This is a genomic window from Sphingopyxis sp. GW821-FHT12C06 (assembly GCF_058807415.1).
In genome coordinates, this window is sequence record NZ_JBXAQR010000006.1 from 69,685 (window position 1) to 91,243 (window position 21,559).

At 65.1% G+C, this 21,559-nt stretch carries 27 protein-coding genes; 14 read left to right on the plus strand and 13 right to left on the minus strand.

The features are described 5' to 3' along the window. Window positions 1-43 precede the first annotated feature (43 nt). On the minus strand, window positions 44-802 hold the full coding sequence (locus tag AC1RRJ_RS17790; RefSeq protein WP_493125123.1) for a head GIN domain-containing protein: 759 nt from the start codon (window positions 800-802) through the stop codon (window positions 44-46). A 125-nt stretch (window positions 803-927) separates the two neighbouring features. Between AC1RRJ_RS17790 and AC1RRJ_RS17795 the strand changes: the two genes are divergently transcribed. The 5 genes from AC1RRJ_RS17795 to AC1RRJ_RS17815 all read left to right on the plus strand — a co-directional run bounded on the left by AC1RRJ_RS17795 (window position 928) and on the right by AC1RRJ_RS17815 (window position 5,782). After that, window positions 928-1,404: a GreA/GreB family elongation factor gene (locus AC1RRJ_RS17795; RefSeq protein ID WP_493125125.1), complete on the plus strand. Its 477-nt coding sequence runs from the start codon at window positions 928-930 to the stop codon at window positions 1,402-1,404. After that, entirely contained in the window at window positions 1,401-1,580 is a 180-nt protein-coding gene (locus AC1RRJ_RS17800; protein WP_088473484.1) for a hypothetical protein, read from the plus strand. Before AC1RRJ_RS17795 ends, AC1RRJ_RS17800 begins: the two co-directional genes overlap by 4 nt. A gap of 7 nt (window positions 1,581-1,587) precedes the next feature. After that, entirely contained in the window at window positions 1,588-2,766 is a 1,179-nt protein-coding gene (locus AC1RRJ_RS17805) for a BaiN/RdsA family NAD(P)/FAD-dependent oxidoreductase (RefSeq protein ID WP_493125128.1), read from the plus strand. 66 nt (window positions 2,767-2,832) lie between these two features. Continuing rightward, window positions 2,833-4,704 carry a DEAD/DEAH box helicase gene (locus tag AC1RRJ_RS17810; protein ID WP_493125130.1) on the plus strand — a complete coding sequence of 624 codons (1,872 nt, stop codon included), beginning with the start codon at window positions 2,833-2,835 and terminating at the stop codon, window positions 4,702-4,704. Window positions 4,705-4,804: 100 nt separating this feature from the next. Next, window positions 4,805-5,782, plus strand: coding sequence for a quinone oxidoreductase family protein (locus tag AC1RRJ_RS17815; RefSeq protein ID WP_493125132.1), 978 nt, complete (start codon window positions 4,805-4,807; stop codon window positions 5,780-5,782). A 30-nt stretch (window positions 5,783-5,812) separates the two neighbouring features. On the opposite strand, the gene fghA is transcribed toward AC1RRJ_RS17815, so the two are convergent. The 6 genes from fghA to AC1RRJ_RS17845 are packed head-to-tail and all read right to left on the minus strand — an operon-like array spanning window position 5,813 to window position 9,971. After that, window positions 5,813-6,661, minus strand: a complete 849-nt coding sequence (fghA, locus tag AC1RRJ_RS17820) for an S-formylglutathione hydrolase (protein ID WP_493125134.1) — start codon at window positions 6,659-6,661, stop codon at window positions 5,813-5,815. After that, on the minus strand, window positions 6,658-7,164 hold the full coding sequence (locus tag AC1RRJ_RS17825; RefSeq protein WP_493125136.1) for a prolyl-tRNA synthetase associated domain-containing protein: 507 nt from the start codon (window positions 7,162-7,164) through the stop codon (window positions 6,658-6,660). The genes fghA and AC1RRJ_RS17825 overlap by 4 nt, the downstream gene beginning before the upstream one ends. Window positions 7,165-7,167: 3 nt before the next feature. After that, on the minus strand, window positions 7,168-7,548 hold the full coding sequence (locus tag AC1RRJ_RS17830; RefSeq protein WP_493125138.1) for a VOC family protein: 381 nt from the start codon (window positions 7,546-7,548) through the stop codon (window positions 7,168-7,170). 50 nt (window positions 7,549-7,598) lie between these two features. Next, entirely contained in the window at window positions 7,599-8,468 is an 870-nt protein-coding gene (gene purU, locus AC1RRJ_RS17835; protein WP_493125728.1) for a formyltetrahydrofolate deformylase, read from the minus strand. After that, window positions 8,468-8,851, minus strand: a complete 384-nt coding sequence (locus AC1RRJ_RS17840) for a VOC family protein (protein ID WP_493125140.1) — start codon at window positions 8,849-8,851, stop codon at window positions 8,468-8,470. Before AC1RRJ_RS17840 ends, purU begins: the two co-directional genes overlap by 1 nt. A gap of 7 nt (window positions 8,852-8,858) precedes the next feature. Further along, entirely contained in the window at window positions 8,859-9,971 is a 1,113-nt protein-coding gene (locus tag AC1RRJ_RS17845) for an S-(hydroxymethyl)glutathione dehydrogenase/class III alcohol dehydrogenase (RefSeq protein ID WP_493125142.1), read from the minus strand. Window positions 9,972-10,163: 192 nt separating this feature from the next. Between AC1RRJ_RS17845 and AC1RRJ_RS17850 the strand changes: the two genes are divergently transcribed. Next, a complete protein-coding gene (locus AC1RRJ_RS17850; RefSeq protein ID WP_493125144.1) occupies window positions 10,164-10,328 on the plus strand; it encodes a hypothetical protein in 165 nt (54 codons plus the stop codon). A 20-nt stretch (window positions 10,329-10,348) separates the two neighbouring features. On the opposite strand, the gene AC1RRJ_RS17855 is transcribed toward AC1RRJ_RS17850, so the two are convergent. Continuing rightward, entirely contained in the window at window positions 10,349-10,627 is a 279-nt protein-coding gene (locus tag AC1RRJ_RS17855) for a hypothetical protein (RefSeq protein ID WP_493125146.1), read from the minus strand. A 71-nt stretch (window positions 10,628-10,698) separates the two neighbouring features. On the opposite strand from AC1RRJ_RS17855, the gene AC1RRJ_RS17860 reads away from it, so the two are divergent. Next, window positions 10,699-11,013: a DUF6881 domain-containing protein gene (locus AC1RRJ_RS17860; RefSeq protein WP_493125148.1), complete on the plus strand. Its 315-nt coding sequence runs from the start codon at window positions 10,699-10,701 to the stop codon at window positions 11,011-11,013. 20 nt (window positions 11,014-11,033) lie between these two features. Here AC1RRJ_RS17860 and AC1RRJ_RS17865 read toward each other — a convergent pair whose 3' ends face one another. The 3 genes from AC1RRJ_RS17865 to AC1RRJ_RS17875 form a co-directional block, all read right to left on the minus strand. After that, a complete protein-coding gene (locus tag AC1RRJ_RS17865; protein WP_493125150.1) occupies window positions 11,034-12,413 on the minus strand; it encodes an L-serine ammonia-lyase in 1,380 nt (459 codons plus the stop codon). 113 nt (window positions 12,414-12,526) lie between these two features. Next, a complete protein-coding gene (locus AC1RRJ_RS17870) occupies window positions 12,527-13,141 on the minus strand; it encodes a superoxide dismutase (protein WP_493125152.1) in 615 nt (204 codons plus the stop codon). Between the two features lie 147 nt (window positions 13,142-13,288). Next, a complete protein-coding gene (locus AC1RRJ_RS17875; RefSeq protein WP_493125154.1) occupies window positions 13,289-14,827 on the minus strand; it encodes a sensor histidine kinase in 1,539 nt (512 codons plus the stop codon). Between the two features lie 182 nt (window positions 14,828-15,009). Between AC1RRJ_RS17875 and AC1RRJ_RS17880 the strand changes: the two genes are divergently transcribed. Beyond that, window positions 15,010-15,804 carry a response regulator gene (locus AC1RRJ_RS17880; RefSeq protein WP_493125156.1) on the plus strand — a complete coding sequence of 265 codons (795 nt, stop codon included), beginning with the start codon at window positions 15,010-15,012 and terminating at the stop codon, window positions 15,802-15,804. Window positions 15,805-15,858: 54 nt separating this feature from the next. On the opposite strand, the gene AC1RRJ_RS17885 is transcribed toward AC1RRJ_RS17880, so the two are convergent. After that, entirely contained in the window at window positions 15,859-16,413 is a 555-nt protein-coding gene (locus tag AC1RRJ_RS17885; protein ID WP_493125158.1) for a sigma-70 family RNA polymerase sigma factor, read from the minus strand. Between the two features lie 243 nt (window positions 16,414-16,656). On the opposite strand from AC1RRJ_RS17885, the gene AC1RRJ_RS17890 reads away from it, so the two are divergent. The 4 genes from AC1RRJ_RS17890 to AC1RRJ_RS17905 all read left to right on the plus strand — a co-directional run bounded on the left by AC1RRJ_RS17890 (window position 16,657) and on the right by AC1RRJ_RS17905 (window position 19,605). Beyond that, on the plus strand, window positions 16,657-16,911 hold the full coding sequence (locus tag AC1RRJ_RS17890; RefSeq protein ID WP_493125160.1) for a NepR family anti-sigma factor: 255 nt from the start codon (window positions 16,657-16,659) through the stop codon (window positions 16,909-16,911). Then, entirely contained in the window at window positions 16,911-17,546 is a 636-nt protein-coding gene (locus AC1RRJ_RS17895) for a sigma-70 family RNA polymerase sigma factor (protein WP_493125162.1), read from the plus strand. Before AC1RRJ_RS17890 ends, AC1RRJ_RS17895 begins: the two co-directional genes overlap by 1 nt. Window positions 17,547-17,665: 119 nt before the next feature. Next, complete coding sequence (locus tag AC1RRJ_RS17900; RefSeq protein ID WP_493125164.1) at window positions 17,666-18,844, plus strand: PQQ-dependent sugar dehydrogenase; 1,179 nt, start codon at window positions 17,666-17,668, stop codon at window positions 18,842-18,844. Continuing rightward, complete coding sequence (locus AC1RRJ_RS17905; protein WP_493125165.1) at window positions 18,841-19,605, plus strand: esterase/lipase family protein; 765 nt, start codon at window positions 18,841-18,843, stop codon at window positions 19,603-19,605. Before AC1RRJ_RS17900 ends, AC1RRJ_RS17905 begins: the two co-directional genes overlap by 4 nt. Here AC1RRJ_RS17905 and AC1RRJ_RS17910 read toward each other — a convergent pair. Continuing rightward, complete coding sequence (locus tag AC1RRJ_RS17910; protein WP_493125167.1) at window positions 19,584-20,102, minus strand: GNAT family N-acetyltransferase; 519 nt, start codon at window positions 20,100-20,102, stop codon at window positions 19,584-19,586. The genes AC1RRJ_RS17905 and AC1RRJ_RS17910 overlap by 22 nt on opposite strands. A 250-nt stretch (window positions 20,103-20,352) precedes the next feature. On the opposite strand from AC1RRJ_RS17910, the gene AC1RRJ_RS17915 reads away from it, so the two are divergent. Further along, on the plus strand, window positions 20,353-20,811 hold the full coding sequence (locus tag AC1RRJ_RS17915) for an Rrf2 family transcriptional regulator (protein WP_493125169.1): 459 nt from the start codon (window positions 20,353-20,355) through the stop codon (window positions 20,809-20,811). Then, entirely contained in the window at window positions 20,804-21,499 is a 696-nt protein-coding gene (locus tag AC1RRJ_RS17920; RefSeq protein WP_493125171.1) for a class I SAM-dependent methyltransferase, read from the plus strand. The genes AC1RRJ_RS17915 and AC1RRJ_RS17920 overlap by 8 nt, the downstream gene beginning before the upstream one ends. The last annotated feature ends 60 nt before the right edge of the window (window positions 21,500-21,559 follow it).

Genomic DNA, 21,559 nt, shown 5'->3' on the forward strand with positions numbered 1-21,559 from the left:
GGCGCCGCTCTAGCCGCTTCGCCGCAGCGGCGCCATGAAATCATCAGTTGCAGGTCGCCGTGCCGGATCCCACCTGCTTGGTCGTGCAGGTCGCGCCGCCCGTGACCTTCGCGTCACCCGATCCCAGGATGCGGACGTTCGCCGTGCCCGTCGCCTGTGCATCGACATTGCCCGATCCGGCAATCGAAACGTCGAGCGTAGTAGCAACAAGGCCGTCGGCATCGACATCGCCCGCGCCGGTGATGCTAACCTCACCCGATCCGATCGTTCCGCCAGCGATTTCGATATCGCCCGCCCCCGACAGAGTGATTTTGGCGCGCTTGCCGCCGAGTTTTGCGATCTTCAGGTCGCCCGATCCGGTCAGCACCGCCTCGACCGCATCGCCATCGACATTGTCGGCGTCGATCGATCCCGATCCGGTCAGCCGCACCGCGTTCAGCCGCGGCATGGTGATGGCGATATCCAGATCATCCTCGTCGCGGCTGCCGAACCGGAAACCTTCGCGCTTGCGCCCGATCGTCAGGCGCGTCCCGTCCAGCTTGATCTCGAGCCGCTCGAGCGTCTCCTTGCGGCCGCGCGCGGTGATCGAAAAGGCGTCGCCCTGACGAATGGTGACATCGTCGGGCCCCGAAACCTCGACGCCGGTGAAGCCCGTCAGCGCATAGGACTGGCTGACGATGGGGCCGACATGGGCCGGCGGCCCTGCTTCGCTCCGCGTGCCTTGCTTCCCGTCGCCCGGCGCCGTGCCGTTGCAACCCGTTACAAGCGCCAGCGGCAAAATCGCCATCATCCAGTTCCGCATCGCAAATCTCCTTTGTGTATTGTACGCATAACACACGATCGCCAACGCTGTCCAGCAGGCCTGCCATCTTGTCGCCACCTTCGCGGTGCAAAGGCGCTTCCTCCCCTCTACCAGCGAGAAGAACCATGAGCGTAGCGTTTCGCCGCGAAAGCGACGACGAGCATAAGGAACCGGCGTTTGAGCTGCCCATCGCGGTCGGCCCGAATCTGGTGACGCCGCGCGGCAAGCGCTTGCTCGGCGAAGAGATCGCGCGGTTGAAAGCGCTGATCGCAGGGACCGCCGAAGAAGAGCCGCGCAAAAAGCTGCAGCGCGAGCTGCGCTACTTCGCCACCCGCGATATCACCGCCGAAATTCAGGCACCGCCCGCCGACGGAAGCGTCGGCATAGGCAGCCGCGTGACCTATCGTTTCAACGGCGCCGAACGCACGATCACCATCGTCGGCGGCGACGAGGCCGATCCGGCACGCGGCTACATCGCCTTTTCGGCCCCGCTCGCCCGCGCGATGATGGGTACCGAGGCCGGCGAAAGCGTTGCCTATCAGGACCGCGAGGATGCGATCGACATTCTCGTCGCCCACGCCGACCCGGAGGTACAGGCATGAAAGACAAGTTCGAACGCCATCGTCAGCCGTGGACCGCCGCGGAGATCGACAAGCTCCACACCCTCGCCAAAAAGGGCATGGCGCTGAAAGCCATCGCCAAGGCGCTGACGCGCAGCGAGGAATCGGTGAAAGACCGCGCCAAGGCCGACAGCCTCCCGATCGCAAAGCTGCGCTAGGCCCCTTATGTCCACCCATGAATTTGACGCCATCGTGCTGGGTGCCGGCGCGGCCGGACTGATGTGCGCCGCGGTCGCGGGACAGCGCGGGCGGCGCGTGTTGCTGCTCGATCACGCCGATGCCGTCGGCAAGAAGATCCTGATTTCAGGCGGTGGCCGCTGCAACTTCACCAACGTCCATACCGCACCCGACCGCTTCATCTCGGCGAACCCGCATTTCGCCAAGTCGGCGCTCGCGCGCTACACGCCTGCCGATTTCATCGCGCTGGTGAACGCTTATGGCATCGCGCATCATGAAAAGACGCTGGGGCAGTTATTCTGCGACGGATCGGCGAAACAGATTGTCGCGATGCTGCTCGACGAAGCGGCAAAGGCCGGGGTCGATGTCCGCGTCGGTCAGCCGGTGCGCGAAGTGACCCACGCCGACGGCAAGTTCGGTGTGCAATTCGGCGACCAGAATTTTACCGCCCCCAACCTCGTCATCGCCACCGGCGGCCCGTCGATCCCCAAAATGGGCGCGACCGGCTTCGCCTACGACCTCGCACGCCAGTTCGGATTGAAGGTCGTCGAGCCGCGCCCCGCACTCGTCCCGCTGACATTGGGCGGCGACGATGTACTGTTCCGCGAACTCTCCGGCATCGCCGCGCCGGTCGCCGCGCGCGCGGGCAAGGCGGCGTTTCGCGAAGCCGCACTCTTTACCCACCGCGGCCTGTCGGGTCCGGCCATCCTCCAGATCAGCAGCTATTGGCGTCACGGCGAAGCGGTGACGATCGACTTCCTCCCCGACATGCCGTCGGGCTGGCTGCTAGACGCCAAGCGTAGCCGTCCACGCGCCACCGTCCGCGCGGTGCTGGGCGCACAGCTTCCCGACCGCCTCGCCGAAACGCTCGCTGAACGGCTGGCCTTGCCCGGCGAACTCGCCGCACAGACCGACCGCAAATTGACCGATGCCGAGGCGCGGCTCGCGCGCTGGAGCTTCCATCCCAACGGCACCGAAGGCTTCGCCAAGGCCGAGGTGACCGTAGGCGGAATCAGCACCGCCGGGCTGTCGTCGCAATCAATGGTGGCCAAAACCGTTCCTGGGCTGTATGCGGTCGGCGAGGCCGTAGATGTCACAGGGTGGCTGGGCGGCTATAACTTTCAATGGGCCTGGGCCAGCGGCAACGCTGCCGGTCAGGCGATTTGACCCATTTAGGCCCCTTTTCCCCCTACCCATCACCCATTTGGGTGGCGGCAATCTATTGAGATCATAATGTCTTTTGAAAACATGTCCCCCGTCCTGTCGGACGCGCTCAGCGCGCGCGGCTACGAAGCGCTCACCCCCGTCCAGTCCGCCGTGATCGAATCCGAAGCGCATGGCCGCGACCTGATCGTGTCGGCGCAAACCGGCTCGGGCAAGACCGTCGCCTTTGGCCTCGCAATGGCCGAACAGCTGCTCGAGGGCGATAAAATGCCCTTCGCGACCTCGCCCCTCGCATTGATTATCGCCCCGACCCGCGAACTCGCACTTCAGGTCAGCCGCGAACTCAGCTGGCTTTATGCCAAGGCCGGCGCGCGCATCGCCACCTGCGTCGGCGGAATGGACGCCAGCAAGGAACGCCGCGCCCTCGGCCAGGGCGTACAGATCGTCGTCGGCACCCCGGGTCGTCTGCGCGATCACCTCGAACGCGGCGCACTCGACCTCTCGGCACTGCGCGTTGCGGTGCTCGACGAGGCCGATGAAATGCTCGACATGGGCTTTCGCGACGATCTCGAGGAAATTCTCGACGCCACCCCGGCGACGCGCCGCACCCTGCTCTTCTCGGCGACCATGCCCAAGCCGATCGTCCAGCTTGCCAAGCGCTATCAGCAAAATGCGCTGCGCATCTCGACCGTCGGCGAAGACCGCGGCCATGGCGACATCGCCTATCAGGCCGTGACCGTCGCTCCCGCCGACATCGAAGGCGCGGTCGTCAACCTGCTCCGCCTGCATGACGCCGAGACCGCGATGCTGTTCTGCGCGACGCGCGACAATGTCCGCCGCCTGCACGCCAGCCTCGTCGAGCGTGGCTTCGCCGCCGTCGCCCTGTCGGGCGAGCATAGCCAGAACGAACGCAACCACGCGCTGCAAGCGCTGCGCGATCGCCGCGCCCGCGTCTGCGTCGCGACCGACGTCGCCGCACGCGGCATCGATCTTCCGACGCTCAGCCTCGTCGTGCACGTCGAAATCCCCCGCGATGCCGAAGCACTCCAGCACCGTTCGGGCCGTACCGGCCGCGCGGGCAAAAAGGGCACTGCGGTCATCATCGTCCCCTATCCGCGCCGCCGCCGGGTCGACGGCATGCTGCGCGGTGCGCGGATCGAGGCCGAATGGATGGACGCCCCGACCGCCGCCGATGTGCGCAAGCGCGATCAGGAACGGCTGATCGAGAAATTGCTCGCTCCCGTCGAGCATGAGCCCGAGGATCTGGAACTCGCGCAGCGCCTGATGGCCGAACGCAGCGCCGAAGACATCGCGGCATCGCTCGTCCGCGCGCACCGCGCCCTGATGCCGCCGCCCGAGGATCTGCTCGACAACAGCCCGCGCGGCCGCGACAGCGCGGGCCGCCCCGAGCGCGGCGAGCGTTTCGAACGCCCCGAGCGTGGCGCCGGCGGCGAACGCGAAGGCTTCGAGGATGCCGTCTGGTTCAAGATCAACATCGGCCGTCATCAGAATGCCGATCCGCGCTGGATCCTGCCCCTGCTCTGCCGCCGCGGCCATGTGACCAAGGGTGAGATCGGCGCGATCCGCATCGGCCCCAAGGAAACGATGTTCAACATCCCGCGCGCGATCGCCGATCGCTTTGCCGAAGCGGTGCTGCGCAGCGCCAATGCCGATGGCGAGGATGATAGCGGCGTTGCGATCACCCCCGCGCCCGACGGCCCGACCTATCCGCCGCGCCGCGATAAAGGCCCGCGCGACAGCGCTCCGCGTGCCACGCTGGGCCGCGCGCCCGGCGGCGACCGTGGCTTTGGCGATCGCTCGGGCCCGCGCGGCCCCGGCGGCTTTGGCGATCGCTCCGGCCCCCGCGGTCCCGGCGGTAAGCCGCCGTACAAGGCGAAGCCCTTTGGCAACAAGGGCGGACCGCGCAAGCCCACCCGCTAAGCGTCTTCACCCCCTCCCCTCGCGGGAGGGGGGTTGACCGCACGCCCCTTGCGCGACCGCCCCTGCCGCCCCAGATGGGCGGGACAGCAGGAGAGCGGCCATGCAAGCGATCGAAGCCTTTATCGAAAGCCAGGGCGGACCCGAGGTCATCGACTGGCGCACGGTCACATTGGGCAAACCCGGTCCGGGTGAAGTCCTGCTCCGCCAGACCGCGGTCGGGCTCAACTATCTCGATACCTATCACCGCGACGGCACCTACCCGATCGCGCTGCCCGGCGGACTCGGTGTCGAATCGGCGGGCGAAGTCATTGCCGTCGGCGAAGGCGTCACCGGTTTCAAACCCGGCGACCGCGCCGCGACCTTCGGTCCCGAACGCAACGCCTATGCCAGCGCGCGCATCCTCAACGCCGCATCGCTGTTCAAACTCCCCGCAAACATCGACGACGAAACCGCCGCAGCCGCGTTGCTCAAGGCCTGCACCGTCGAAATGCTCGTCGAACGCTGCGCCAAGGTCGAGGCCGGCTGGCCGGTGCTTGTCCACGCCGCCGCGGGCGGGGTCGGACTGATCCTTGTCCAGTGGCTGAAATCGGTCGGCGCGACCGTCATCGGCACCGTCAGCACCGACGCCAAGGCGCATGCCGCGCGCGAAGCCGGCGCCGACCATGTGCTCATGTACAAGCAGGACGACGTCGCCGCGCATGTCCGCGAGATCACCGACGGCCAGGGCGTGCCCGTCACCTTCGACGGCATCGGCATGGCGACATGGAATGTTTCGCTGAAAGCCACCGCACGGCGCGGGCTGATCGTCAGCTATGGCAATGCCGGCGGGCCGGTGACCGGGGTCAACCTCGGCATCCTCGCTCAGCATGGCTCGCAATTCGTCACCCGCCCGACGCTGTTCGACTATTATCTCCACCCCGGCGAGCGTGCCGCGGGGGCCGCGCGGGTGTTCGAGATGATCGCCTCGGGCGCGGTGCGGATCACCGTCGGCCAGCGCTACGGATTGCAGGATGCAGCAAGAGCGCACGCCGATCTGGAAGCCGGACGCACGACGGGTTCGACGTTGTTGATACCCTGAACCTCCCCTCCCGCAGGCGGGAGGGGAAAGTTAAGCCTTCAGCCGCTCCGCATGCCACGCAACATGCTCGGCCATGAAGGTCGAGATGAAATAATAGCTATGGTCATAACCCGGCTGCATGCGGATCTCCGCCTTCTGCCCGGCCAGTTCGCACGCCTCGACCAGCAGATGCGCCTTGAGTTGATCGGCCAGAAAACCGTCCGCCTCGCCCTGATCGACCAGCAGATCGGGTACCCGCGCCCCGCCTGCGATCAGCGCGCACGCGTCATAGATGCTCCACGCTTCGCGATCCGCGCCCAGATAATTGCCCAGCGCCTTCTCGCCCCACGCGCATTGCAGCGGCGCGACGATCGGCGAAAAGGCCGATACCGAGCGGAACCGGTCGGGCGTCCGCAGCGCCACCGTCAGCGCGCCATGCCCGCCCATCGAATGGCCACTGATCCCCTGCCGCGTCATATCGGCGGCAGGAAATTCGCGCAGGATCAGCGACGGCAACTCGTCCTCGATATAGGACCGCATACGATAGTTCGCCGCCCAAGGCTCTTCGGTCGCATCGACATAGAAACCCGCGCCCAGCCCGAAATCCCACGCGCCCTCGGGATCGTCGGGAACGCCCTCACCACGCGGCGACGTATCGGGCGCGATGAGGATGATGCCCTGCTCGGCGCAGGCGGCGCGATATTCGCCCTTCTCCATCACATTGGCATGGGTGCAGGTCAGCCCCGACAAATACCAGAGCACGGGCAGCTTCGCGCCCGGCGCATGATCGGGGACAAAGACCGCGAATGTCATGTCGGTGCCCGTTGTCGCGCTGGCGTGCTTGTACACGCCTTGCGTCCCGCCATGGCTGCGGTTGGTGGAGAGGGTTTCAAAAGTCATTGGGGTTCCTGCACGGGAATGGGCGCGATGATCGGCTGATGCCCCCAATGGCGCAGCAGGTCCAGTATCGCTGTGCCGGAAAGTCCGAGCGTCGCGGTGTTGCGCAGCGGATGGACGTTGACCCGATCGGACACCGCCAGACCGGCGTCGAGAACAACCGTGATGCTTCCGGCTGCGGCATTGATCGCGGCGAGCGGAGTCACCGATCCCGGCGCGATGCCGAGCAACCGGTCCATATCGTCGGCCTTGCCGAAACTGACGCGCTTGCTGCCGATCGCCGCAGGCAGGGCTTTCAGGTCGACACGGGCTTCGGCGGGCACGGTCACCAGCCAAAACGCCCCGCCGCTGTCTCTCAGAAACAGATTTTTGGTATGCGCGCCGGGCATCGCGGCGTGCACGGCGTCGCTCTCGGCGACGGTGAACACCGCCTGATGTTCATGGGCGGCGAAGGGGACCGCAAGCCTGCCGAGGTCCGCCAGCAATCCCGCTTCGCCGCGCATCATGCGTCAGACCATGCGGTGCATGACGCAGACCTTGTTGCCGGTCGGGTCGCGCAGATAGGCGAGGTACATTTTCATGCCATTGCCTTCGCGCACGCCCGGCGGGTCTTCGATTGCCTTGCCGCCCGCTGCGAGGCCCGCTGCGTGCCACGCGTCGGCCTGTTCGGGGCCGCTCGCGGCGAAACCGATGGTGCAGCCATTGCCGACCGTCGCGGGCTCGCCGTCGATCGGCGCGGTGACGAGGAAAATCCCGCCATTGTGCATATAGATGAGGCGGCCCTTGTCGTCCTGGATCGCCGGCCTGCCGCCAAGCGCCTGGAAGGTCGCGTCATAAAATTTCTTCGCGGCGTCGAGGTCGTTCGCCCCGACCATATTGTGGCTGTACATCGCTCTCTCCTTTTTTCGTTGCGAATCGCTACGGACTTGTGCGCGCTGTCTCAGCGAAAAACCACTGTCTTTCGTCCGTCGATCAGCACCCGCTGTTCGGCGACCCAGCGCACGGCCTTCGCCAGCACCTGCGCCTCGATATCGCGGCCGGTGCGGATCAGATCCTCAACGCTGTTGCGATGATCGACACGCTCGACCGCCTGTTCGATGATCGGCCCTTCGTCGAGGTCGCCGGTGACGAAATGTGCGGTCGCACCGATCAGCTTAACCCCGCGCTCGTGCGCGCGGTGATAGGGTTTGGCGCCCTTGAAGCCCGGCAGGAAACTGTGGTGGATATTGATGCAGCGCCCCGAAAGCTTCGCCGACAGCTCGCTCGACAGCACCTGCATATAGCGCGCGAGCACCAGATAGTCGGCGCCCGCATCGGCCATGACCTGCAGGATCGCCGCTTCTTGGCTTGCACGGTTCGCATCGCTGACCGGCAGGTGGTGAAAGGGCACGCCGTGCCATTCGGTCAGCCGCCGCAGATGCTCATGGTTCGACACCACCCCCGCGATGTCGATCGCCAGATTGCCTGTCGACCAGCGATGAAGAAGGTCATTGAGACAATGGCTCCCCTGCGACACGGCAATCACGAAGCGCGGTTTGGCGGCGCTGTCGCTGATCCGCGCTTCCATCTGGAACCGTTCGACGATCGGCGCGAAGGCCGCTTCGATGCCGGCGAGATCATCCGGAAAAGCCGGCCCCGCGCCGCGAAACGCGACGCGCATGAAAAAGCGTCCCGAATCGAGGTCGGCATATTGCTGGCTGTCGAGGATGAAGCCGTCGCGCTCCGCGAGCAGCCCGGTGACCGCCGCAACGATGCCGACCGCATCGACGCAGCTGAAGGTGAGGACGAAGGCGGGCTTGTTCGTTTCCATCAGGCGACCCGGTGCGTCGCGCACAGCTTGTTGCCCGCGGGATCGCGCAGATACGCCAGATAGACCTGCCGCCCCTCTGTGACCTGACGGATGCCCGGCGGGTCTTCGATCATGGCGCCGCCGTTCGCCGCACCCGCGGCATGCCACGCATCGACCGCTTCGGTCGACGCGGCCACGAAGCCGAGTGTTCCGCCATTGGCGCCATGCGCGGCTTCGCCGTTGAGCGGCTTCGTGATCAGGAAGCGCCCGCCCGCATGCGAATAAATCAACCGGCCCCATGCATCGACGGTGCCCGGCGGCACGCCGAGCGCGCCCAACGCGGCATCATAGAAACGGCGTGCGGCTTCGATATCGTCGGCGCCCAGCGCGACATGACTGAACATGCCGGCCTCAGAAGACCACGACCGAGCGGATGCTCTCGCCCGCGTGCATCAGGTCGAAGCCCTTGTTGATCTCTTCGAGGCCCATGACGTGGGTGATCATCGGGTCGATCTCGATCTTGCCCTGCATATACATGTCGACGATCTTCGGCACATCGGTGCGCCCCTTCGCGCCGCCGAACGCGGTGCCGCGCCAGTTGCGTCCGGTGACGAGCTGGAACGGACGCGTCGCAATCTCCTTGCCGGCCTCGGCCACGCCGATGATGATCGAGGTGCCCCAGCCGCGGTGGCAGGCCTCAAGCGCCGTGCGCATCACCTCGGTATTGCCGGTGGCGTCGAAGGTATAATCGGCGCCACCGTCGGTCAGTTGGACGATCGCCGCGACGACCTCCTCGCGGCTCATGCCCTTCGAATTGAGGAATTGGGTCATACCGAACTTGCGGCCCCATTCCTCACGCGCCGGATTGATGTCGACGCCGATGATCTTGTCGGCGCCTGCGAGGCGCGCGCCCTGGATCACGTTCAATCCGATGCCGCCCAAACCGAAGACGACGACATTGTCGCCGACCTGGACCTTGGCGGTGTTGATCACCGCGCCAACGCCGGTGGTGACGCCACAGCCGATATAGCAGCTCGACTGGAACGGCGCGTCCTGACGGATCTTTGCGACCGCGATCTCGGGCAGCACGGTGAAGTTCGAGAAGGTCGAGCAGCCCATATAATGGAAGATCGGCTGGCCCTTGTAGCTGAAGCGCGTCGTGCCGTCGGGCATCAGCCCCTTGCCCTGCGTCGCGCGGATCGCGGTGCACAGGTTGGTCTTGCCGCTGAGGCAGCTTTTGCACTGACGGCATTCGGGGGTGTAGAGCGGAATGACATGGTCGCCGGGGACGACGCTCGTCACGCCTGCGCCAACTTCGCGCACGATGCCCGCGCCTTCATGTCCCAGCACGCTCGGGAAGATGCCCTCGCTGTCGAAACCGTCGAGCGTATAGGCGTCGGTGTGACAGATGCCCGTCGCCATGATCTCGACCAGCACCTCGCCCGCCTTCGGGCCTTCGAGGTCGAGTTCGACGATCTCCAGCGGCTTCTTCGCTTCGAACGCAACGGCGGCGCGGGTCTTCATGGGCGGTCTCCTCTTCGTAGCGCGCCATCAGGCAAACGCGGCGGCAATGCAAGATGCGAGGAAGCTTCGGCGGTGAAGAGCACCCGAAATGAGCGTGCGGAACTCGCAGACCCGTCACCCCGGGCTTGACCCGGGGTCCCGCTGGCGACGGTGAAAAGCGGGATCCCGGGTCAAGCCCGGGGTGACGATGAAATGAAAGCCGCACTCGCCTCGCTCCTCGACCCGCTCCACCCACAGGAGGAACCGACGTGGGCGGTCTATCCGCAGCGGGGCCATCTGCTGCCGAAGGTGCGATTGCTGATCGACAAACTGCGCGAGAAATTGCCGGGGGCGTTGCAGCGAAGCGAGATCAGTTAGTCAAACTCGATCACCGGACTTCAGGGCTTGTTTGCTGCAGCGCTCGACGGATTATAATTTGGATTCGGCGTGAATTCGCCTTGAATCACCCCGTCTTCTCCGACCTTCCACGCTCCGACAATCGCTTCCGGAGGGACTCCATCATCCGGCCCGTAATTGCCGGAAATGCGATATACCCAGCCACTGGGATGGCGAGTTGCTTCCTCAATCTCGCCGGGTTCAGGTTGGACCATCGCAGTTACCGGGAGTTTCTTTTTGAACCACATCAAAGGATTGGTAGCCGAAAATTCAGCGCCCACAATCTGAAACCTGTTAGACGCCTGACATTCTCTCAATTGCGGTCATTCAAGAGCCTAAGTACAACGACTCCATGCCTCGGTCTTACTATCGCTGTGATTGGCCCCATCAGGAGAGCAGCGATCCCGTTGTAATCTTTTACGAAGTGGATGCCGATGGCGACGTCCCGCGCATGATCGAAATTTTTGCGAATGGCCGAAGGGACCGCATATCAACAGCTGACTTTGTTGGGCGTGAGAATGAAATGGCCGGTATGAACAGCTTGGTCGAAGGCGATTTTCGAGAGAGCGCTAAAGAGCTTCTCGATGGCGCTCCTAACGAAGACGGAATTACATTAGCCTCCAGCGACTATTCCGCTTTCAAATTTGAGTGGTTTGCCAGCAAGTAAACGGACGCGAAAGGTACCCCTCAACACTCCACGACGCTGACCGCAAGCCCGCCTTTCGACGTTTCCTTATATTTGTCGCGCATGTCGCGGCCCGTCTGCAACATGGTTGCGATGACGGTGTCGAGGCTGACGACATGGGTGCCGTCGCCGATCATCGCGATGCGGCTCGCGTCGATCGCTTTGATCGCGCCCATCGCGTTGCGCTCGATGCACGGAATCTGGACCAGCCCGCCGATCGGATCGCAGGTCAGGCCAAGATTGTGCTCCATGCCGATCTCGGCGGCATTTTCGACCTGCGCGTTGGTCCCGCCCAGCGCCGCAGTCAGTCCCGCCGCCGCCATCGAGCAGGCGACGCCGACCTCGCCCTGGCAGCCGACTTCGGCGCCCGAGATGCTGGCGTTGCGCTTGTAGAGCGCGCCGACCGCGCCCGCCGCAAGCAGGAAGGTGCGCACCCCGGCGTCATCGCCGCGATAGCCGCGCCGGTAGAAACGGATCACCGCGGGGATGATCCCCGCCGCGCCGTTGGTCGGCGCGGTCACGACCTTGCCCCCCGCGGCATTTTCCTCGTTCACCGCCATCGCCCACAGGTTGATCCAGTCCATCATCGCCAGCGGGTCGGTCAGATTTTGCTCGTGACGATTGCGAATGTCGTCGGCGATCTGCGGCGCGCGGCGCTTGACCTTGAGCCCGCCGGGCAAAATGCCGGTGCTCGAACAGCCGGCATCGATCGATGCGTCCATCGCAGCGGCGATCGCATCGATGCCCGCCGTCACCTCATGCGGCGGGCGGTGCCGCACTTCGTTGGCGAACATCATTTCGGCAAAGCTGAGGCTCGACGCCTTGCCCATCGCGATCAGGTCGGCGCCCGAGGTGAAGGGATAGGGCAGTTCGACTTCATCTTCGCCGCCGCGGCTGTTACGCCCCGCCTCATCCTCGTCGACGACGAAGCCGCCGCCGATCGAGAAAAACATGCGCTTGGCGAGAATCTCGCCATCGCCGTCGCGCGCGGTGAAGCTCAGCGCATTGCTGTGAAAGGGCTGGCGCTGGCGCATCTGGAAATGCAGATCGCGCGCCGGTTGAAACCGCACGCGCTGGCGCCCGAGCAGATAGATACAGCCTTCGCTGGTCGCGCGATCCCAATGCGCGCGGATCGCGACAAGGCTGGTGGATGCGGGAATTTCGCCGGCGAGGCCCGCCACGACCGCGGTGTCGGCGGCATGACCTTTGCCGGTCAGCGCGAGCGAGCCATAGAGATCGGCTTCGACATGCGCGGTGCGATCGAGCAGTTGCTGCTCGTCGAGCCAGACGGTGAAACGGCGTGCGGCAACCATGGGGCCGACGGTGTGCGAGCTCGAGGGACCGACACCGATTTTGAAGAGTTCGAAGAGGCTGATCGTCATGGCGGCGCTATAGGAGAAGCCACGCCATCGGGATAGGCCCGCTTGGGCCAATTTTCGTTACGGCTTACAAGAATATCCTCCCCATCGCGAAGCGATGGGGAGGAGGCAAGTCGTCAGGCCGGATAGGTCCAGGTCGTGTCGCTTGCCAGATTCGCTGCTGCGAAATCCCAGTTCAGCAATTCGTCGACGACCGCATCGACATAGGCCGGGCGCAGATTCTTGCGGTCGATATAATAGGCATGTTCCCACACATCGATCACGACCAGCGGCTTGATGCCCGTGGTCAGTTCGGTGCCCGCGTCATGCGTGTCGGTGACCGACAGCGTGCCGTCGCGCGAAACGAGCCAGGCCCAGCCCGACGCGAAATGGTTGACCGCGGTTTCCTTGAGCTTCTTTTTCAGATCGTCGAGCGAACCGAAATCGCGCTCGATCGCGGCGAGCAGGTCGCCTGCGGGCGCGGTCTTCGTCGGCGACAGGCTTTCCCAGTAAAAAGCGTGATTCCACGACTGGGCGGCATTGTTGAACAGGCCCTTGTTGCCCGCGCCCTCGGCGTGGTGGACGATTTCTTCGAGCGACTTGTCGGCGAGTTCGGTGCCCTCGATCGCGGCGTTGACCTTGTCGACATAGGCCTTGTGATGCTTGCCATGGTGAGTCGCGAGCGTGTCGGCCAAAATATGCGGCGCCAGCGCGTCCTGGGCATAAGGCAGGGGAGGATGAGCGATCGTCATGGCAGTCTCCATCATTATCTTTGAAGGTTCGGGGCCTTTAACTCGGTACGACCCCATGCGGTTGCAACCCCGGTACGCGGAATTTTTCAGACAAAAGAAACGTCTCGTCGATCACCGGCGCGCTATATCGCGCCCATCGCCGACGCCTCAGGCCTCGCGCCATTTGGCGGGCAGTGCGATTTCGCACACCAGCCCCGTCGGTTCCCAATGGCGTTCGATCGTGCCGCCCAGATTGTTGCGCACGCTGCGTTCCATCAGCAGCGTACCAAAGCTGGTGCGCTCGGGCGGGCCGATCGGACCGCTGCCGCCACTCTCGGTCCAGGTCAGCCGGAACAGCCGCGGTTCGTCACCATCGGCATCCTGCGTCCAGTGCACCTCGACGCGGCCCTCGTCGCTGACGAGCGCGCCATGCTTGACCGCATTGGTCGCAAGTTCGTTGAACACCAGCGCCATCGCGACCAGCGCATTTTCGGGAAGCAGCAGGTCGGGGCCCGACCAGCGGACGCGCGGAAAGGCCGCCTGGACCTCGCGCATCAGCGCGTGCATCGACCCGGTCATGAAATTGGCGCCGAGCAGCACATTTTGCGCGCGGTTGAGTGCGTCGAGGCGGCTGCTGATCCGCTCGACATAATCGTCGACATCGCGCGCGGCGTGGCGGGTGAGCGAGATGATCGCACTCACCGTCGCGAACAGGTTGCGCATGCGGTGGTGCAGTTCGCGCATCAACAGATTGGCGTTTTCCTGCCGGCTTTTCTGTTCGGTGATGTCGACGTTGATCCCGGTCAGCATCGCGTCGTTCGACCGGACATCCCAGTCGCCGCGCCCGGCGATCCAGCGCACCCCGCGTTCGGGATGATCGATCCGATATTCGGTCGCATAAGGGGTGCCGTTCGCGATCGATTCGCCCAGCACCGCCGCCACCGCATCGCGGTCATCGGTGTGAACGCGGGCGAGGAAGCCGCCTATGTCCGCAAGCGCGGTCTCGAAATCGGCGCCCCACAGGTCGGCGACGGCGCCGCGCCACGTCAGCCCCTCGGTCCTGGGATCGACCTGCCACGTCGCGACCCCCGAAAAATCGAGCGCGCGTTCCAGCATCTGGCGCGCGTCATCGCGTTCGGCAGCGGTCCGGCGCAGATCGGCCTCGGCCATGATGATCGCGGCGAAATCGCCGAGCCGCGCCAGTTCATGCCCGGTCAGCGCCGGCCGCTCCTTGCGGTCGATCACGCACAGCGTACCAAGGATCGCGCCATTATAGGCGCGCAGCGGCATCCCGGCATAGAAGCGGATGGCCGGATCGCCGGTGACGAGCGGATTGTCCCGAAAGCGCGGATCGCCGACGACGTCGGTAACGACCAGCGGTTCGCCATCGGCGAGGACATATTGGCAAAAACTGATTTCACGCGGGGTTTCGGTGACGTCGAGGCCATGCGCCGACTTGAACCATTGGCGGCAATCGTCGACCAGCGACACGAGCGCGATCGGCGCGTCGAACAGGTCGGCAACCAGCTTGGTCACCCGGTCGAACGCCGGCTCCGGCGCCGTATCCAAAATGCGATATTCACGAAGAGTCTCGAGCCGCAGACGTTCGGCCTGTGCTGCCCCCCTGTCCCCGCCGTCCGCCAAGTCCCGCCCCTCGCTCGCTTGTGATGCGGTTGCATCCTCATTCATCCGGGGCCGCTGTGCCATGAATATGGTTCCTGCAAAAGCATCCTCGTCACATTGCTTGCGCGCCGGCATCGCTGCATCCCGTGAGAGTCTACGCACCATGGCATGACAAGTTGCAGTCATTCGGGCCGTCCCTTGCCCCTTCGCCCGGAACCCGATTGCGCCGGGGCGCGTATGACAGAATATCAACGGGAGGATTCCAAATGCCATTGGGTGAAGAAATCCGCGGACACCTGCCCTTCCTGCGCCGCTACGCCCGCGCGCTGACCGGCAGCCAGCAGCATGGCGACAATTTCGTTCACACGACGCTGGAGGTCATCGTCGCGGCGCCGGACGAATTCAACGTCGGCAACGGAACGCGGATCGATCTCTACCGTCATTTCCATCGCATCTGGGAAAGCGCCTTTATCGACGACGGCGAGGGCAGCGACGATGGCGAAGACCCGCTCGTCCGCGCTGCCAACCGCCGCCTCGCCCGCATCACCCCGCTCGGGCGGCAGATCCTGCTGTTGACCGCACTCGAAGGCTTTTCGGTCGAGGAGGCAGCGATCGTCACCGGCACCGACGTCGCGACGGTCGAAAGCCTGCTTGCCGAAGCCGTCGGTGATCTCGATCGCGAATCGCGCACTTCGGTGCTGATCATCGAGGATGAGCCGCTGATCGCGATGGAGCTCGAACAGATCGTCCGCGCGCTCGGCCACAAGGTCGCGGGCATCGCGACGACGCATGAGGATGCGGTCGCAGCATTCGCGGCGACCGACGCGGGCCTCGTGCTCGCCGATATTCAGCTCGCCGACGGATCCTCGGGGATCGACGCGGTGGAGGATATATTGGCGCTGGCCCCGGTGCCGGCGATTTTCATCACTGCCTTTCCCGAACAGCTTCTCACCGGCCACCGGGTCGAGCCGACCTTCCTGATTTCCAAGCCCTTCCGCGAAAACACCGTGCGCGCGGCGATCAGCCAGAGCCTGCTTTTCACGCCGCAGCTCGCGGCGTAGCAGCTCCTCCCCTCCCGCCTGCGGGAGGGGAAAGGCTTCGGCCGAGACCGGCTTCTAATCCCCGCTCGGGCCGTTCGCGGTCAGCTCGTCGACATTGTGCATGATCGCGGCAAAAGCCTCGCTTCCCGGGGCCAGATCGTCGCTGCGCAGCGGCATCGTGCCGCTATCCAATATTGCCTGCAGCGCGCTGCGCCCGCGCGATACGCGGCTTTTCATCGTGCCCACCGCGCAGCCGCAAATCTCCGCGCCCTCTTCATAACTCAGCCCGCCGGCGCCGATCAGCACCAGCGCCTCGCGCTGGTCGACCGGCAGCATCAACAGTGCGCGCTGCACATCGGCGAGGTGCAGGCTGTCACCCTGATCGTCGGGGGCGACGAGCAATCGCTCGGCAGCCTGCTCGTCATATTCGGCGGTGAATTTCTTGCGTCGCATCTGCGACAGGAAACAATTGCGCAGGATGACAAAGGCCCAGCTCTTCATGCTCGACGGCCCCGGCACATATTGCGCGCGCGCCTTCCATGCCTTCAGCATCGTTTCCTGGACCAGATCATCGGCAAGATCGGCATTGCCGCAGAGGCTGCGACCAAAGGCGCGCAAGTGCGGCAGCATAGCCGCCAGCTCGCGCTTGAAGCTGTCATCATCGAGGGGTTGGGGTACTAAATCGCTGATACACTGACCTTTGTTGCGAAATGCTCTATCATTGACGATGTACAGGCTTAGCGCCTCGTTCGGCCGATGCAAAGCCTAAGCACAAATGGCGGCCTGCATCCGCTACTGTGCCCTCCCCGCAACACTATATCGCAAAATTAAAGAACGGCGGGAACTTGCGACCTCTTGTGTCGTTGCTTCGACATGGCAACCCACGGCAACAACAGGATCAACGGCAAAGGCGGACTGCATGGCGTCGCCGATACGCCACGCCGGGCACCGGGCAGCTTTCCCGGCACCGGCGGCGACCAGTGGCACCGCACCCTGACCGGGCGCCAGTCGCCCGAACCGGTCAGCGCCAAGCTGCGGATGATCTATGGCAACATCGTTGCCGAAAAACTGCCCGACAACATGCTCGATCTTCTGTCCCAGCTCGACCAGAAAAGCCCAAAACAGTAATGACCCGCGTGACCGCTGCGGCGCAGCCGGAGGCCGGGGACAGCCTCACCGACAGTGAATTCAAGACGCTGCTCGCCGACGTCATTCCCCATTTGCGCGCTTATGGGCGCAGCCTGTCGGGCAGCCCCGACCTCGCCGATGATCTGACGCAGGACACGATGGTCAAGGCATGGGCTTCGCGCGAACGCTTCGAACGCGGTACTTCGATCAAGGCATGGACCTTCGTCATCCTGCGCAACACCTTCCTGTCGCAGATGCGCCGTAACAAGTTTCGCGGCGAATATGACGAGGGCGTCGTCGAACGCACACTGTCGACTCCCGCCAGCCAGGAAGACAGTGGCGAGATGGCCGACTTGCAGCGCGGATTGATGGAATTGCCGCAGGACCAGCGCGAGGCATTGATCCTCGTCGGCGCGGGCGGCATGTCCTATGAAGAAGCCGCGCAAATCTGCGATTGTGCGCTCGGCACGATGAAAAGCCGCGTATCGCGCGCGCGCGCGGCGCTGGAAGAGATTATGACCAGCGGCCAATTCTCGCGAAAACGCGCCGACGCGCCGCCCGCGAGCGAGGCGATGGATGCGATCATGGACAGCGTCGAGACGATCGCCGCGCGCCGCGAGGCCGAGAGCCGCTGATTTCAAGCCCACCGTCGCCCATGCCTTGGCGGGGGCGACCAGATATGCTCGCCCCTCGACTTTGCCGCAGCGACGCGCCAAAATGGACGTATCCTTCCCCAGCAAAGCGAGTTCCCCCGATGACGAAGCTCCCTGCCCTCGCGCTTTCCGCCGCGATGGTCGTCGCCGCCTGTTCGGCGGGCACGACCAGCAGCAACGCCGCCCCCGCCGATACCGCGAAACTTGACGCATCGGGCGCGCAGCCGGCCACCCCGGTCGCCGATGCCCCCTTTACGGTGCAGGAGGTCGCGCGCTTCAAGGAACCGTGGGCGATGACCTTCATCCCCGGCACCCGTCTCGCGCTCGTCACCGAAAGGGCGGGCAAGCTGAAGCTGTGGCAGGAAGGCGGCGCACTGCTCGACGTCGCGGGCGTACCGGCGGTTGCTTATGGCGGTCAGGGCGGCTTCGGCGACGTAATCCTCGCGCCCGACTTTGCGACGACCGGCAATATTTACCTGAGCTGGGTTGAGGCCGGCGACGGCGGCACTTTTGGCGCCGTGGTCGCGCGCGCCAAACTCGAACAGGGTAACGCGCCCAAGCTCACGGGCCTCCAGACGATCTGGACGCAGAGCCCCAAGGTCACCGGCCGCGGCCATTTCTCGCACCGCCTCGCTTTCTCGCCCGACGGCAAATATCTGTTCATCGGGTCGGGCGAGCGGCAGAAATTCGACCCCGCGCAGGATATGAACGCCAATCTCGGCAAAATCCTGCGGCTAAACCCCGATGGCAGCATCCCCGCCGACAATCCCTTCGCCCAAAAGGGCGGGGTCACCGCACAAATCTGGTCGCTCGGCCACCGCAACATCCTCGGCCTCGCCTTCGACGGCACCGGCAAGCTCTGGAACCAGGAAATGGGTCCAAAGGGCGGCGACGAGGTCAATCTGGTCGAGGCGAAGGCCAATTACGGCTATCCGGTCGTGTCGAACGGCGACCATTATGACGGCAAGGATATTCCCGACCATCCGACCCGTCCCGAATTTGCCGCGCCGAAGCTGTGGTGGAACCCGTCGGTCTCGCCCGGCGGGCTCGCCTGGTACGGCGGCGACCTCTATCCCGGCTGGAAGAACAGCCTGCTGATGGGCGCGCTGTCGGGCGAGGGGCTGGTCCGGATGGCCATCGACGGCGACACGCTCCACAAATCGGACCGCTGGGACTTTGGCACCCGCATCCGCGAGGTCGAGGTGCGTGATGACGGAACCGTCTGGCTGCTCACCGATGGCGAGGACGGCAGGCTGGTAAAGCTCGTCCCGAAGCAGTGATCCGCAGCTTTCTCTCCCGGCGCAGCGAATGGCCCGCGCGCATCGCCGACCCCGATGCCGCGCCGCCGCTGAAGCTGCTGTGGCGCGAGATAGGAGGATTCGCGCGCGCAATCGCCGGGCGCATCCGCCCGATGCCGCCCGAACCCAATCCCGACAGCGACCATCCGCCGGTGATGGTGCTTCCGGGATTCCTGTCGGGCGACTGGGCGACCAAGGCGCTGCGCGCCGACCTGCGCCGCGCGGGCTTTCGTTGCTATGCCTGGGGCCTTGGTTTCAACCGCGGCGCGACCCCCGATATCATCGAGCGGATCGACGGCCGCGTCCAGTGGATCATCGACCGCACCGGCCACGCCCCGGCGCTCGTCGGATGGAGCCTCGGCGGCATCTACGCGCGCGAATATGCCAAGCACCACCCGGGCAAGGTCGCGCGCGTCGTCACCCTCGGCTCGCCCTTCTCGGGATCGCGCCGCGCCAACCGCGCATGGCGGCTCTATCACCTCGTCGCCCGCCACCCGGTCGACAATCCGCCAATCGATTTCCACCCCGCACCGCGCCCCGAAATGCCGACCTTCGCGCTCTGGTCGAAGCATGACGGCGTCGTCGCGATCAACAGTGCGCGCGGCAGCGCTGACGAAAGCGACCGCCAGGTCGAGGTCGATTGCGGCCATATGGGCTTTGCCTATGCCCCCACCTCGGTCGCCGCGATCGTCAAGGCGCTGACCGAAGAGGTGGCGCAGGGTCAGCACACGTCGATGCGATAGGCCGGCGCGGCGCGCCACGACAACAACATCCGCCCTGGCCGCCGTCCGGCCAGCCCCGTCGACACAAAGCCCACCCGCCGCAGCAACGCACGCGAGCGCTCGTTGTCCGGATGGCATTCAGCGACGATCGCACAGCCCGGCCGCGACCCGATGAGCGCATCGACGACCGCACGCACGGCCTCGGTCGCGATCCCACGGCCGCGGGCCCGCGCGGCGAACCAGTATCCGATCTCATACTCCTCCCCCGCACGGCGGTGGACGCCGATCACGCCGTTGAGCTCGCCGCCGCTGGCGTCGCGCACTGCGTGAAAAACATCGCCGCCGCCCGATCGCGCGATCAACGCACGGGCATCAGCCTCGGTGAACGGTGCGGGCAGGAAATGGACCTGCGAGGTCACCGTTTCATCGGTGATCGTCGCGAGCGCGCGCGCATCATCGGCGTGCAGCGGCGCGATGCGGCAATTTTCGGTCGACAGGGCAAGCAAGGTATCGGTCATGTCGCGTCTCTTAAAAAGCGCACGCCGTGATCGAGGGGTGGTGGTGGTGGTGTGATGATAACCATTCGCCTGTCCGAACACGGCGGCGATGGTCAAAGGGTGATGCCATGCCGCTCCTATGTAAAGGAGCGCCAATACGCCTTGAATCGATTGGATCGGTCGCTGGTCATCACGGGCAGGCCTAACAGCAGCACGCGTGGCGATCAAGCCCGCGCTTGACGTGGCGCTTTCACGCACTATCTAAAGTTACATGAAACGCGACAGCCGACTCTCGGGCGTGCTCCACGTCCTCCTCCACATGGCGGAGCAAGGTACGCCGATGACCTCCGACCAGCAGGCGAAGGCGATGCAAACGCATCCCGTCGTCATCCGCCGTATCCTCGGCGGCCTCCGCGATGCGGGCTTCGTCCATTCGGAAAAGGGGCATGGCGGCGGCTGGACGATCGCGCGCGACCTTTCGGCCATCACGATGCGCGACGTCTATGACGCGATCGGCCGTCCGAACCTGATGGCGATGGGCAACCGCACCGAAGCGCCCGGCTGCCTCGTCGAACAGGCGGTCAACGCCGCGCTCGACACCAGCTTCCGCGACGCCGAGGCGCTGCTCCTCGCGCGCTTTGGCGAGGTCACGCTCGCGCAGCTCGCCGCCGATTTCCACGCGCGCATGGCCGCGCGGTCCATCCCTGCACAGGAGCATATTCATGACTGAAGGCGCCCGGCATTTCCTCGACAGCTTCAAGGACCCGGCCGCGGTCGCGCGCTATACCGAAGGGCCGCGGCGTTTCGTGCCGGGGCTCGACGGGCTCCACCGCATGACCGGACTTTTGCTCGCCGAGCGCGTACCCGACGATGCGCATATCCTCGTCCTCGGCGCTGGCGGCGGCAGCGAACTCAAGGCGATGGCCGAAGCGCATCCAGGCTGGCGTTTCACCGGCGTCGATCCGGCGGGCCCGATGCTCGATCTGGCGGCCGAGGTCATGGGCGCAAACGCCGACCGCGCCGATCTGATCGAGGGATATATCGACGATGCGCCGGCCGGCCCTTTCGACGGCGCGACGTGCCTGCTCACCCTCCACTTTCTCGCGACTGAAGAGCGGATTCGCACCGCCGCGCAGATCCGCGCGCGCCTCAAACCCGGCGCACCCTTCGTCGCCGCGCACGGCAGCTTCCCGCAAGGCCCGGACGAACGCGACCGCTGGCTCGACCGCTACGCCGCCTTTGCCATCGCTTCTGGCGGCGATCCCGATCAGGTCGCCAAAGGCCGCGAGGCCGTCGCCACCCATGTCGCGATGCTGAGCCCCGAAGCCGATGAGGCGGTCTTGCGCGACGCGGGATTCACCGGCGTCGAACAATTTTACGCCGCCTTCACCTGGCGCGGCTGGGTGGGTTATGCGTGAGAATCCCTGGCGACCGAAACCGGCGGTTCCCCGGTGTAGGCCGGGAGCAGTACAGGCGAC